Below are 13,471 nucleotides of genomic sequence, written 5' to 3' on the forward strand. Positions count from 1 at the left end.
AGCCGTGCAGCGTCAGTGGAGGATCGCTGAATGGCAACCGGCGACCAGCTGCTTGAGCCCGTGCATGTTCAGCACCTTGACCTCACGACCGGCTATTTCCACCAGCTCCTGTTCCCGCAGATGGGCAATGCCCCGGCAGATGGTTTCCAGGCGCAACCCCAGGTAGGAGCCTATTTCGTCGCGTCGCATCTTGAGTATGAATTGGTTCGATGAGTAGCCGCGCATGCTCAAGCGTTGCGACAGGTTCAGCAGAAAGGCGGCAAGACGCTCATCCGAGTTCATGTTGCCCAACATCATCAGCAGATCGTGATCGCGGACGATTTCACGGCTCAGAAACCTGTTCAGGTTGTGTTGCAGTGCCGGCAGCTCCCGTGCGAGTTTTTCCAGCTGAGAAAAATGGATGGGACAGACTTCACTGTCCTCCAGGGCAAATGCATTACAGGCGTGCTCATCGGTGCTGATGGCGTCCAGGCCGAGCATCTCGCCGGGTAACTGGAATCCGGTGACCTGCTCGCGGCCATCGAGCGACAGCACGCTGGTCTTGAATGAGCCGATACGGATCGCATACAGCAAACGCAATGGATCGCCTGCGCGGTAGAGGGGGGCGCCTTTCCTGACCTTGAACCGTTGCAAAATCAGCTTGTCCAGGCGCTCGAGTTCCAGTTTGTCGAGACCAAAAGGCAGGCAAAACTCTAATACACTGCAATTGGAACAGGCAGCCTTGAGGTGTTGACCCTGAAGCAGGCGGACTTCGGTCATGTCAATGGCGCCATGGGGGTTATATATAAAGCATAGGTGTTGTGCGCCAGGGCACGGATTCCATTCGGAAGATCGCCGGCAGCAATCGACAAACGGAAAACCGTTGGCCCGTCGCAAGTGCTTGTTATCCCGGGGAATTACAGGTTCCCCGGGCTCATTGACTCAGGCAATGCGCAGATGATCATCCACTTGCCTCACCCCCGGTACTGACCAGGCGGCACGTTCGGCGATCTTACGTTCGCGCCACAAATGAACCTTGCCTTCCAGCTTCACCACATCGCCTTCGACCTTGACGTGAATTTCCTGGGCATCGACTTCGGCATTGCGCTTGAGGGCTTCTTCGATGCGACGCTGGATATCCTCCACGTTCACCTGCGGGCGAAGGGTGAGCCGATTGTCCACGCCTACCACTCCCGACAACTTGCGCACGGCCATCTCGGCGGTTTCTTTCTGGTACTGCCAGTCCACTTCGCCTTCAAGGGTGATCCACCCTTTCTGCACAATGACCTTGATATCCTGCTCGGGAATGTCGGAGCTCCAGGTGAGGATATTCAAGGCGCGGGAGGCAATGGCATCGTCCGCCGTGCCGGCGCCTTTCATCGGCCTGACCTGAATTTCTTCGGCCACGGCCCGTACCCCTTTTATGCTTTTTACCGCGCGTTCCGCGCTGACTTTTTGCGCGTAGCTTTTAACGTGCCCGGTGAGCGTGACGACGCCATTGTCCACGGTTACCCCGATGTTGGCGGCTTCGATCTCAGGCTGGAATTCAAGCTCATCCATAATGCTCTGACGCAGACTCAAGTCGTTCATGGTGATGTCCTTTGTCTGAAAGGTTGGTAGGCCAGGTGCGAAACAGCGCTCTACAGTTCCTCAGGTGAAACCACCCAGACACTGCACGGCATTTTGTACAGCAGATGCTCCACCGTGCTGCCCACCAGTCGGCCTACGCCCCGGTGGCCGACCCGGCCCATGACAAGCACGTCGATGTCGTAGGCATCGGCGTATTGGGTAAGAACCTTGGTCGGGTTGCCCATGATCATGTGCTGTTGCTCTGGCGCAATACCATTGCGCTCGGCCAGTTCACGGAAGGCATCGGCCTGAGCATCAAACAGTGTCTTGGCTTTGCCTGGGGAAAACAGCGCTGAGCTACTGTCGAAATCGAACTCGTCTGCGCTGATGGATGAAAGGTCGTGGGCGTAGATTACGTCGAGCTGGGCGTTACAGGTGCTGGCCAGTTTTGAGGCCTCGCGCAAAATCCTGTCGTTGAAATCCTTGTACTGGGTATTGCTATGGAAGGGATCGACCGCGGCGACGATTTTGCGCGGCAGCACGTGCTTCACGTGGCTGACAAAATGCAGCGGCACCGGGCATTCGCGCAGCAAATGGATATCCAGGGGCGTGAACATGATGCGTGACAGCAGCGACTCGTATTCCAGTGCCTTGATCAGTACCGCCATCGGCTGTTCTTTGAGATGAATGAGGATTTCCTGCAAAGGTCGTTCAACCCAGATCACCTCCGTGGTGACGGGCACCCCGATTTTACGCAAGGGGCGGGCCTGTTCTTCGAGCCATTGCCGATGGCGCTCGACATACCCCAGCCGCATCTCCTCCAGCGCTTGTTCGTTGACCATGCTCGCCGTTGCCAGCCCTTGCAGGTAATCGAAGGCGACGATATGCAGGGCCGCGCCCGAGGCCTTGGCCAACGCAGCGGCGCGGTCGAACGCGGGGCTGTTTTCCATCAGGGGCGATACGACCAGCATGAAGCGTGATTGCTCAGACATGACCAAACTCCCGTCAATAATCGTAGATATTCCTGTACTCACTGGCACCCCTGCGTTTGGGCAGTGGTCCTCTGGCTTTTATCCTGCCGCTGACCGAGGGGGCGGGATTGATCTTTATCAATCTGGCGAGTGATCCAGCTTGTAGCCCGACGTGTGGCGGGGGGCGCCACGTCCATCTATAAAACATTGACCACTATCAATCTCTCCTGCGTCATGCCGGTGCAGTCTTGGGGTTGTGGCTTACCCGGACAGGAATCACATGAACGAAACCTTGGGCCTGGCAGGGGCGGCAGCTGCGCTGGGGATCGGCATGCTCGTCGGCCTTGAACGTGAACGGCACAAGGGGCGTGGGGACAGTCGCGCCTGTGCCGGATTGCGTACGTTCGCGATCACCGCGTTGCTGGGTTATGTGGCGATGCAAATCGGTGGTGGTTTGCTGGTGGGCATCATGGCGGTTTCGGTGGCCTTGCTGGTCACTGTGGCTTACTGGCGAAGCCTGGGCACTGACCCTGGCGTCACCAGTGAAGTGGCGTTATTCACGGTATTGGCACTGGGGGCGTTGTGTAACAGCGCGCCCGAACTGGCCATCGCCATCGGCGTGGTAGTGGCGGGGCTGCTGACGTATCGCCAGAAACTGCATCATTTTGCGCGCAGCCAATTGACTGAAAGGGAGATGCGCGACGGTCTGGTGCTGTTGGTCGCCGCCCTGGTGGTGTTGCCATTGGCGCCGGATCGCTTTATCGGCCCCTATGCCGCCATCAATCTGCGCACCATTTGCACCCTGACGGTGTTGCTGATGGCCGTCGGGGCGGTCGGGCATATTGCCGTTCGTACCCTGGGTACCCGTTACGGCTATGTGGTCAGCGCCATCGCCTCCGGGTTTGCTTCAAGCATCGCGACCATCGCCGCGATGGGGCACCTTGTCGCCAAGGAGCCAGGCAACATCAAAGTCTTGAGTGCGGCAGCGATGCTGTCCAACCTGGCGACCATCATTCAGGTCGGCCTGATCCTGGGGGCGGTCGACATCGGTCTATTGCGCTACATGTGGGGGCCGCTGTTGTTGGGTGCCGCCGCCACGGCGCTGTATGGCTTGAGCCTGATGTTGCCCAAACCTGCGAGTGGCGACAATCAGCCGGTCAAGGTCGGCGGTGCGTTCAACCTCAAGCTGGCGTTGGTCATCGTACTGACCATGACCGGCGTTACCTTTGTGTCTTCGATGGTACTCAATCACTTTGGCGAAGTGGGCGTGATGGTCACGACGACGCTCACCGGTTTCGCCGATGCCCATTCTTCGACGGCGTCCATTGGCGCCCTGGCCAAGGCCGGACTGTTGCCGTTCGACGCCATTGCCGGGCCCACGCTGGTTGCCATCAGCAGTAACTCCCTGAGCAAATGCCTGGTGGCCTGGGTCAGCGGTGGGCGACGGTTCGCCGCGTATGTCATTCCCGGCCAGGTCTTGCTGACGTTGGCGATGTGGGTGGGCATGTTGCTGCATTAACGGGCATCCGAGCGCTCTAGCTGACAAAGATCAAGTCGCCCGAATCTGCCGCGATCACTCTAGGGTTCTACTCATTGCATCGAGATGGCCGCGTGCCGAGGTGTCCCATGTCGCAGACTCAGCGTTTACTGTTGATCGCCCCCCATTCCATGACCCGTACTCCGGCGTTCGACCGGGCCGCCGCGTTGGCCCGCGCGATGCAATCGCCGCTGCACATCGTGGCATTCGATTACTTGCAGGCCTTGGCCGTCGCCGGCCTGTTCGCCCCCGAGCAAATTGCCCAGGCCCGGGAAGGCTATTTGCAAACCCATCGGCAATGGCTTGCCGAGCAAGCCCATTTGATAAGCAAACACGGCGTCGAGGTCACCAGCGAGGTGGTGTGGGTACAGCACCCTTACGAGGAAATCCTGCAATTCGTCAACGAGATGTCGCTGAGTCTGATCATCAAGGACGCCCAGGAAGAGTCGGCGTTGAAACGGGTGTTTTTCACCCCGCTGGATTGGCAGTTGTTACGCGATTGCCCGGCGCCGGTGCATCTGGTGACCAACGCCCGGAACGCGCGGCCACGTAACGTGTTGGCCATCGTCGATGTGCTGCGCAGCGAAGAGCAGGACCTGGTGTTCAATGACCAGATTATCGACGCCGCCACCAAGCTGGCTGAACAGTGTGAGGCGCAGATCGAGTTGGTGCATGCGTATGACTGGACAGCCGTGTATGCCCTGGACATGGGCGTTGGCGCACTCCCGTTGGCCTCCGGTCTTTACGAAGCCATGGGCACGGCGCAACACCAGGCGTTCACGGCGCTGGCCGAGCGTCACGGCGTGCCGTCGCAGCGTCGGCACTTCGTCGAAGGTGCGCCAGTGCCGAGTATTTGCAAGTTCGTCGAGGACCATCACACCGATGTCATTGTGATGGGGACGGTGCAGCACTCGGGGTTGAACAAGCTATTGGGGACCACTGCCGAACAGCTCTTGCACCGGGCCCCTTGCAGTGTGCTGGCGATCAAACCCGACAGGTCGTTGTAACCCTGAACGTAGACTTGCCCCACGGCGGACCGTTGGCCGGTACGTCGTGGGGCAATCGGCTTTTATGACATATACAGACGATGGATGACCTGGCGGCTGTCGTTGGGGTCATTGTGCCGCTCGAAACCCAAGGCTTTGGCCAGGTCGCGCATGGGGGTATTGCTTGCGGCATCGATCGAATACATCTGATTAAAGCCGTTTCTGCGGGCGGCCTTGATCAGATGCTCCATCAAGGCGGTGCCGAGGCCCAGATGCTGCCATTCATCGGCGACCGTCACCGCGCACTCACACTCACGTTCCGACGTGGCGGCGTAGCGGCTGATGCCGATTTCGATCAATTTGCCGTTTTCGTGAACCAGCGCAATGTAAGCCATGCGCTGTTTGTTATCGGTGTCCATCAACTGATCGAGCATGGCGGCGCCGGGCTCGTTGATCTGCGCGAGAAAACGCATGTGCCGGGACTCGGGCGACAGGCGCTTGATGAAGGCGTATTCAAGTTCGCGGTCCTTTTCCAGCAGTGGCCGGATCAGCACATGGCGGCCGTCCTTGAGCGCTTCGATCCAGTATTTTCCGGCGACTGCGGCATAGGCGGCCGCGGCCCGATCATTGTGGTCTTTGACAGTGAGCATGGATGATCCTCCATCTTGTTTGAAAGGTCGGTGCGTATTCACCCATCACGCGGTTGATTCCTTTCTACGCCACTGGCAGCCCTTGAATCTGATCTGGATCAGACACCCGTCACGAGGGCGTTCATTTGCGGGTATTTGATGTAAATCAACCTCGGGGAGGGGGCAACGGGCGCAGTCTTGGCCCATGCCGGCGGGTAAGGCCCGGTTTCGAGCGGAGGTGTGTGATGGGTCAATATCAACGTTTGTTGCTGATCGCCGACCGAACCCTGCATCAGTCTCCTGCCTTGCTCCGTGCCGTCGCGCTGGCCAAGGCTAGCGGGGCCGCGCTGGATGTGCGGGCCTTTGTCGATCCGGCACCGATTGTTCATTTATGGGAAGAAAAAATCGACGAGGCGGGGTATCAGCGTTATCTGCGCCACTGTCATCGTTGGGTGGCCGACGAGGTCGAACGGCTTAGCGGGCAGGGCGTGGACGTGACAGTCGAAGCCGTCTTCACCACCCATCCGTTGCCGGACATTTTGAAGGCTGTCGAAGAACTCAAGCCTGACCTGCTGATCAAGGATGTCACCCTGGAACCGGCGCTCAAGCGGGTGTTCATCACGCCGCTCGATTGTCACCTGCTGCGTGAATGCCCGATCCCCGTGCACCTGGTCAATCAGGTCCGTTACGGGCTGCCGCATCGGGTCGTGGCCGCCGTGGACCCGTTCGATCCGGCGACGCAAATCAGTGGATTGAACGACACCATCATCCAGACGGCCAACGCACTGGCGCTGCAATGCGACGCACCGCTGCATCTGCTGTACGCCTACGACTTGTCGCCCGCGTTCAATGGCGATGCGCCGCTGATCGCCGGTGGCTGGGGCGTGGACTTCGTCGAAGAATTGCGCGAATCCCTGCATCGGGCATTTATCACCCTGGCGGATCGTTACGGTGTTCCTCCCGAGCGTCGGCACTTTGTCATGGGTCTGCCGGTGCCGGTGATCAGTGAGTTTGTCGAGCAATACCTGGCGGACGTGGTGGTGATGGGCACGGTGCATCGCGTGGGGATTGACCGCTTGATCGGCAGCAACACCGAGCGGGCGCTGTATTCGGTGCCAGGCAGCATTCTGGCGGTCAGGCAGCCGGGTTCAAGCGTCGGGCGCCAAGCCGATGCCTGACGGGCCATTAGTTGATAAAAATCAGAGCCTCATGGCGAGAGCCCCTCGATACTTGAGCCACAACCTGAAGCTATCCAGATGAGGTGGGTGAGGGTGAAAATTCAACGTTTGCTACTGATTGCCCCGACCGAAATGATCCGCACCCCGGCGTTCGAACGGGCGCGGGCCTTGGCCTGTGCAACCGGTGCGGTGCTGCACATTGTCGCTTTCGATTATGTCCAGGCGCTGGCGGCGGCCGGCCTGTTCGACCACGACGCAATGGCCCAGGCGCGGGAAGGTTACTTGCAGGTACATCGTCAATGGCTGGAGCAGCAAGCCCGGTTTCAACGATGCGAAGGCGTGCAAGTGAGCACTGAAGTGGTGTGGGCCAGACCGACCCTGGCGCATCTGCTGGAGTACGTGAATGACTTCCATGCAGACTTGGTGATCAAGGACACCCACCGCGTATCAGCGCTTGATCGCGCCTTCCATCGGCCGCTGGACTGGCAGTTGCTGCGCGACTGTCCGGCGCCCTTGCACCTGGTCATCGATGCCATAAATCCCAAGCCGTTGAGCATACTGGCGACCATCGATTTGTCCCATCTGGAGGAACTGACCCAAGGGCTCAATGACCGGATTCTCGACCTCGCATCGAGCCTGGCCGAGTCCTGCGGCGCCACCTTGCACCTGCTCAATGTCAGCGGCTGGTCGGAGCTGGGCGAGGCTGAAATGAACGTGCCGACCGCGACACTGGGCGGCAGTTTGAGAGACGCGGTCAGCGATGCTCAGCTGGAGGCCTTTGAGGCGCTTGCCGAACGCTACGGAATCGAGAAACAACAGCGTCATCTGCTGCCCGGCACTCCCCCCGAGGTGATTGCCCGTTTCGCACAACAATGTGCTTTCGACATGGTGGTGCTGGGAACGACCTACCATCGCGGGATCGATATATTCATCGGCAGTACGGCCGAAAGTGTATTGAACCGGTCACCTTGCAGCCTGACGATCGTCAAGCCATTACCCCGGCTCGACTGAAAAGATCAACCCGTGTGGCCTCGGTTGACAAAAATCAACTACCCATGGGCGTAAAGGAGCGATCAATAGCGCTCCATGAATGCGCAAGGAAACGGCCATGCGAATGACATTTCTCGGTGCTGCGGGCACGGTCACGGGCAGCAAGTACTTGCTGGAACATCGCGACCAGCATGTGCTGATCGATTGCGGCCTGTTCCAGGGCTATAAACAACTGCGCTTGCACAACTGGGACCCGTTCCAGTTGCCGGTTCGCGACCTCGAAGCCATTGTGCTGACCCACGCTCATCTGGACCACAGCGGCTACCTGCCGGTGTTGGTGCGCAACGGTTATCGCGGCCCTGTATATGCCACGCCAGCCACCTGTGAACTGGTGAAAATCCTGCTGCGTGACAGCGGCCGCTTGCAGGAAGAAGAGGCCGAATTCGCCAATCGCCATGGATTCTCCAAACACTCTCCGGCCTTGCCGCTGTACACCGAGCAAGACGCCGAGCGGGCATTGAAATTGCTGCGGCCGGTGCAGTTGCACCACCGGGTCGATATTGTCCCGGGGATGAGCATTCTGTTGCGCGGTGCCGGGCATATTCTGGGCGCAGCGACCGTGGAAGTCGTCGCCGATGGCATGACCCTGGTGTTCTCCGGGGATCTGGGGCGGCCGAACGATCCATTGATGTTTGCCCCGGAAACGATCGAGCAGACCGATTATCTGCTGGTGGAGTCGACCTATGGTGACCGTCGGCATCCCGACGAGCCCCCGGAGGATCAACTGGCCGAGGTCATCACCCGTACCGCGCTGCGCCATGGCATCACGCTGGTGCCATCGTTCGCGGTCGGTCGCGCGCAGTTGCTGATGTATCACCTGTATCGCTTGCAACAAAAACGCGCGATTCCCGACCTGCCGATCTACCTCAACAGCCCCATGGCCACCGACGTCACGCGGTTGTACCAGCGCTTTCGCAGCGAACACCGCTTGTCCCTGGAAGAGTGCGAAGGCATGTGCCATGTCACGCGTTTTGTGCGTTCCACCAGAGACTCCATCGAGCTGGACCAGCAGCGCACACCCGCGGTGATCATCGCCGCCAGCGGCATGGCCACTGGCGGGCGGGTGCTGCACCACCTCAAGGCGCTGGCGCCCAACCCGCTCAATACGCTGCTGGTGCCGGGCTTTCAGGCGGGCGGTACCCGCGGCGCGCAGATCATCGCAGGCGCCCCGTCGGTACGTATTCACGGCAAGGATGTGCCGATCCGCGCCGAAGTGGTGCCGATGGAAACCCTGTCCGCGCACGCCGACTGCGATGAAATCATGCTGTGGTTGCGCGGCTTCAAGCGGCCGCCGAAACACACCTATGTGGTACATGGCGAACCCAATGCCTCGGATGTATTACGCCGGCGCATCAGCCTGGAGCTGGGCTGGTCGGTCTCGGTGCCGGAGTACCGCGACAGCGTGGAGCTGACGGGGCCTCTTTAGTGCTCTGGCCACTATAGAAAAGGGGCTCTAAAAAAAGCCCCTGGCCGATTTGTTTCGCCACGCGAGCCGTCTATTTCGAGAACTTTCGTGCCCCGGCCACGCAAAGAATCACCGCCGCGGTCACCCCCAGCATGGCAACGCTGACCTGCTCATGCAGCAACGTGGCCGCCAGTGCCAGGCCGAAAAACGGCTGCAGCAACTGAAGCTGGCCGACGGCGGCAATCCCGCCCTGAGCCAGCCCGCGGTACCAGAACACAAAGCCAATCAGCATGCTGAACAGCGACACGTAAGCCAGGCTCAACCACGCGGGCGGGGTGATTGCCGAGAGCGAAGGCGGGGCCAGCAACCAGGTCAGCGGCGCCATGACGGGCAGCGACAGCACCAGCGCCCAGGAAATCACCTGCCAGCCTCCCAGAGTCTTGGAAAGCTTCGCACCTTCGGCATAGCCCAACCCGCACGCCAGGATCGCCAGCAACATCAGAATGTCCCCCGCAGGAGAGGCCGTCAGGCCTTGGGAGACGGCAAACCCCACCACCAGCAGGCTGCCCAGCACCGAGAAGAACCAGAACACCGGCCGGGGCCGCTCGCCGCCGCGCCAGACCCCGAACGCTGCGGTGGCGAGCGGCAACAGGCCAACGAAGACGATGGAGTGCGCAGACGTTACATATTGCAGCGCCAGTGCGGTCAACAGCGGAAATCCTAATACAACGCCTAGGGCCACGATGGCCAGGGAGAACAGTTGATGCCTGGCCGGGCGTTTTTCCTTGAACAGCAACAGCAAGCACAGCGCCACAATGGCAGCGATACTGGCCCGGGCAACCGTCAGGAAGACCGGGTCGAACTGTAGAACGGCCACCCGTGTCGCCGGCAGCGAGCCGCTGAAGATGAGCACGCCAATGAACCCGTTGAGCCATCCGCTCGCGGTCTTTTCCGTGGTGTGCTGTTGCAGGTTCGATGTGCGTTCCATTCTGGATCCCCTTCATGCTCAGGTTGCATGGAAGGCATCGTATGGACGAAACTCAATACAATCAAAATATTGTCATGGATACATCTGCTCATGCCTCGTTCCCGCTACAAATCACTGGTGGATACGTTTGCCGCGGATATTCGCTCAGGGCGCCTGTTGCCGGGCACACGCTTGCCGACTCACCGTCAGTTGGCGACCACGGAAGGCCTGGCCCTGGTGACGGCTAGCCGGGTCTATGCGGAGCTGGAAGCCATGGGCCTGGTCAGCGGGGAGACGGGGCGGGGGACGTTCGTCAGGGAAACCTCGTGGTCACCCAACCAGGCTATCGATCAACACAGCGTTGCCGCCGGCATGACCGACCTGAACTTCAACTATCCGGCGCTTCCCGGGCAGGCCGAATTGTTGCGCAATGCCCTGCGGCAGCTCGCCTCGGCCGGTGATCTGGAAGCGTTGCTGCGCTACCAGCCACACGCCGGGCGACCCCATGAGCGCGCCGCTGTAGCGCGCCATCTGCGCGTTCGAGGGCTGACGGTCGAGGCTGAGCAAGTGCTGATCGTCACCGGCGCCCAGCAAGGGCTGGCGGTGACGATGATGGCGCTGTTGCAACCCGGTGACGTGATTGCCGCGGACGCGTTGACCTACCCGGGGTTCAAGGCCCTGGCCGACACCCTGCACCTTGAAATCGTGCCCATTCCGGTGCTCGATCACGGGCCTGATCTGCAAGCGCTGGAAAGCCTGTGCCGGCATCGACGCGTGCGGGCCGTGTACACGATGCCGACCCTGCACAATCCGCTGGGCTGGGTGATGAGTGCCGAGCAACGGGAACACCTGGTGACGATTGCGCGCCAGCATGGGCTGCTGATCATTGAAGACGCCGCTTATGCCTTCCTTGCGGAGAATCCGCCCGCGCCGCTGGCGGTACTCGCCCCCGAGAGGACGATTTATGTGTCCGGGCTGTCCAAAAGCGTGGCCACCGGACTGCGCGTCGGCTTCGTCGCCGCCCCCCTGCAGAACGTGCCCGCGCTGGAACGCACAATCAAAGCGACCACCTGGAATACCCCGGGTGTGATGACGGCGATTGCCACCACCTGGCTTGACGACGGCACCGTCATGCAACTGGAAGCCGAAAAGCGCCGGGACGCGCAGGCCCGGCAAATCGTGGCCGGCGAGGTACTGGCGGGGCTGCGCTGTATTCGCCATCCCTCGTCGTATTTTCTTTGGCTGCCATTGTCGGAAGACGCACGGGCCGACCAGATCGCCATGGCGTTGATGCGGGAAAACGTCTCGGTTTCAAACGCCGAACCGTTTGCCACATCGGCCAACGTTCCACATGCGTTTCGCCTGGCGCTGGGCTCCGTGGAGATGGGGGCGCTCAGGGAGGCGCTGGAGAAAGTGAAGTGGGTGGTGGGGGCTTATACATAGTCAGCCTCTACAGACGAAGTCTTAAGTTGTGATGCGCTCCGTAGCAGCTGGCGAAGCCTGCGTTCGGCTGCGCAGCAGTCGTAAACCCTGAATGCACAGTGTGCCTGACGGACCGCAGTGCCTGATTTTACGACTGCTGCGCAGCCGAACGCAGCCTCGCGAGCTCGGCAGCTGCTACGGAGCGTAGTTTGGCTGGAATAACCTCCGAATATTTGCTTAAGTCCAGCTATCGCAGCCACACGGGTGCAGCACTTCAATCCCTGAAGGGCGTTCCACCCGGAGAACTCCATGCACCTTCGATTCCCGCGTTTAGCCGCATTGCTCGCCATCCTCACGATTGGCGTCTTGCCCTGTGCCCAAGCCGTTGAATACACCCGGGTCAACACCACCGCCAGCAAGATCTCCTTCACTTATAACCAGTTCGGCTCCAGGGTCTACGGCACCTTTGGCAAGTTCGACGCCACACTCGATTTCGATACAAAAAACCCCGAGGCGGCCCACGCCAGGATGACCATCGACCTTGCCAGCATCGACGCCGGCAGCAGCGATGCCAATGCCGAATTGCAAAAGCCTGCCTGGTTCAACACGGCGGACTATCCGGTGGCGACCTTTGAATCGACCCGGGTGAAAGCGTTGGGCAATCAGCGCTATCTGATCACCGGCAAACTTAACCTCAGGGGCATGACGCGTGAGCTGCAGGTAAAGGTGCTGTTGAAGCCGGAGCAGGCCATCGGGATTTTCGATGGCAACATCATTCTCAAACGCAGTGACTTCAAGATCGGGGAGGGGGAGTGGGCCGATACGGTGGTCTCCAACGACATCGACATCCGCTTCCGCATCGTCGCGCCGCAGCGTTGATTTTCCTGCGAGGGGCTCGATCTGTGACAATGGCGGGGCTGATGCTCAGTAAGCCTTAACCCGGAGTCAGAAACGCAATGCCCCAGCTCACCCACTTTGCCACTCCATGCCCGGAGCCCATCAACAGCCAGATTCTGCAGATGGTCGTCGACAACCTGACCGACATCAGCATGGTAGGCATCGCGCCGAGCAACCCGTTGTACAACGTCTATCAATACACGGTGGGTTATGAGGTTCATCTCTACCTGGAAGCGCTCGGCGGCGCCAAAGGCATTGCGGTCGAGCTGATCGTCGCCATGGATGATGAAGATCCCGAGAAGGTCATCGGGTTTTTGCTGTACCTGCCGGTCAAGGACGATCCCGAGGCCTGCGGCGTGGCGTACATGGCGGTGCAGGCCAGTCACCGGCAACAGGGTGTCGCGCGGGCGATGCTGCAAGACATGCTCGGTCGCTACCCCCATGCCGAGTTGACGTGCACCGTCGCCAAGGTGCCCTGGTTCGAGTCGATGGGTTTTCAAGTGCTGGGCGTGCGCGGCACTCAGGTGCTGATGAACACCCGGGATCACGGCACTGAAGGCCTGATGGGCCTGTTGGATGTCACCTCGATCTACAGTTCTTTGGAGGTGCGGCAGATACATACGTATCTGCTGCAAAAACACGGCAAGCGGGCAATGATCGATGCAGAGAAGCAACGCGACCGGCATCTCGACCAAATGACGCGCAACGCCAAGGCGTTTGTGCTGGATCGTTTGAGCAAAAACGCCGAGCGCGGGCCTCGTCCCGTCTAGACTGTCGAGTCCTTTCGGGCGCGCAGGCTGGCCGAGGCGTGATATTCTGTCGCATTAACTTGGTTTGACTTATTCGGTTCGTACGTCCACAGACGTGCGACAGAATCAATG

The 13,471-nt window shown here is 60.1% G+C and carries 13 protein-coding genes; 8 read left to right on the forward strand and 5 right to left on the reverse strand.

What is annotated here, in order from left to right:
- Positions 1 to 12: 12 nt before the first annotated feature.
- The 3 genes from fnr to PSH69_RS10490 form a co-directional block, all read right to left on the reverse strand.
- Positions 13 to 759, reverse strand: a complete 747-nt coding sequence (gene fnr / locus PSH69_RS10480) for a fumarate/nitrate reduction transcriptional regulator Fnr (RefSeq protein WP_305411922.1) — start codon at positions 757 to 759, stop codon at positions 13 to 15.
- 162 nt (positions 760 to 921) lie between these two features.
- Positions 922 to 1,569, reverse strand: coding sequence for a BON domain-containing protein (locus PSH69_RS10485; protein WP_305411923.1), 648 nt, complete (start codon positions 1,567 to 1,569; stop codon positions 922 to 924).
- 50 nt (positions 1,570 to 1,619) lie between these two features.
- On the reverse strand, positions 1,620 to 2,540 hold the full coding sequence (locus PSH69_RS10490) for a universal stress protein (RefSeq protein WP_305411924.1): 921 nt from the start codon (positions 2,538 to 2,540) through the stop codon (positions 1,620 to 1,622).
- Between the two features lie 259 nt (positions 2,541 to 2,799).
- Here PSH69_RS10490 and PSH69_RS10495 point away from each other — a divergent pair, with 259 nt between their 5' ends.
- Together PSH69_RS10495 and PSH69_RS10500 are read left to right on the forward strand one after the other, a co-directional pair.
- Positions 2,800 to 4,038, forward strand: a complete 1,239-nt coding sequence (locus PSH69_RS10495) for a DUF4010 domain-containing protein (RefSeq protein WP_305411925.1) — start codon at positions 2,800 to 2,802, stop codon at positions 4,036 to 4,038.
- A gap of 107 nt (positions 4,039 to 4,145) precedes the next feature.
- Positions 4,146 to 5,063 carry a universal stress protein gene (locus tag PSH69_RS10500; RefSeq protein WP_305411926.1) on the forward strand — a complete coding sequence of 306 codons (918 nt, stop codon included), beginning with the start codon at positions 4,146 to 4,148 and terminating at the stop codon, positions 5,061 to 5,063.
- Between the two features lie 62 nt (positions 5,064 to 5,125).
- On the opposite strand, the gene PSH69_RS10505 is transcribed toward PSH69_RS10500, so the two are convergent.
- Positions 5,126 to 5,692 (reverse strand): GNAT family N-acetyltransferase, encoded by a 567-nt coding sequence (locus PSH69_RS10505; protein ID WP_305411927.1) that lies wholly within the window; start codon positions 5,690 to 5,692, stop codon positions 5,126 to 5,128.
- Between the two features lie 224 nt (positions 5,693 to 5,916).
- On the opposite strand from PSH69_RS10505, the gene PSH69_RS10510 reads away from it, so the two are divergent.
- From PSH69_RS10510 to PSH69_RS10520, 3 genes are all read left to right on the forward strand, one after another.
- Positions 5,917 to 6,849, forward strand: coding sequence for a universal stress protein (locus tag PSH69_RS10510; RefSeq protein WP_305411928.1), 933 nt, complete (start codon positions 5,917 to 5,919; stop codon positions 6,847 to 6,849).
- 93 nt (positions 6,850 to 6,942) lie between these two features.
- Positions 6,943 to 7,860 (forward strand): universal stress protein, encoded by a 918-nt coding sequence (locus PSH69_RS10515; protein ID WP_305411929.1) that lies wholly within the window; start codon positions 6,943 to 6,945, stop codon positions 7,858 to 7,860.
- Between the two features lie 97 nt (positions 7,861 to 7,957).
- Positions 7,958 to 9,325: an MBL fold metallo-hydrolase RNA specificity domain-containing protein gene (locus PSH69_RS10520; protein WP_305411930.1), complete on the forward strand. Its 1,368-nt coding sequence runs from the start codon at positions 7,958 to 7,960 to the stop codon at positions 9,323 to 9,325.
- Between the two features lie 70 nt (positions 9,326 to 9,395).
- On the opposite strand, the gene PSH69_RS10525 is transcribed toward PSH69_RS10520, so the two are convergent.
- The gene (locus PSH69_RS10525; protein ID WP_019582062.1) at positions 9,396 to 10,292 is read right to left on the reverse strand and encodes a DMT family transporter; all 897 of its coding nucleotides are present in this window, start codon (positions 10,290 to 10,292) and stop codon (positions 9,396 to 9,398) included.
- A gap of 90 nt (positions 10,293 to 10,382) precedes the next feature.
- Between PSH69_RS10525 and PSH69_RS10530 the strand changes: the two genes are divergently transcribed.
- The 3 genes from PSH69_RS10530 to PSH69_RS10540 all read left to right on the forward strand — a co-directional run bounded on the left by PSH69_RS10530 (position 10,383) and on the right by PSH69_RS10540 (position 13,360).
- Complete coding sequence (locus tag PSH69_RS10530; protein WP_305411931.1) at positions 10,383 to 11,714, forward strand: PLP-dependent aminotransferase family protein; 1,332 nt, start codon at positions 10,383 to 10,385, stop codon at positions 11,712 to 11,714.
- 288 nt (positions 11,715 to 12,002) lie between these two features.
- Complete coding sequence (locus PSH69_RS10535; protein WP_305411932.1) at positions 12,003 to 12,572, forward strand: YceI family protein; 570 nt, start codon at positions 12,003 to 12,005, stop codon at positions 12,570 to 12,572.
- A 77-nt stretch (positions 12,573 to 12,649) separates the two neighbouring features.
- Positions 12,650 to 13,360 carry a GNAT family N-acetyltransferase gene (locus tag PSH69_RS10540; protein ID WP_305411934.1) on the forward strand — a complete coding sequence of 237 codons (711 nt, stop codon included), beginning with the start codon at positions 12,650 to 12,652 and terminating at the stop codon, positions 13,358 to 13,360.
- Positions 13,361 to 13,471 lie beyond the last annotated feature (111 nt).

The organism is Pseudomonas sp. FP1740 (genome assembly GCF_030687165.1).
Lineage (GTDB): Bacteria > Pseudomonadota > Gammaproteobacteria > Pseudomonadales > Pseudomonadaceae > Aquipseudomonas.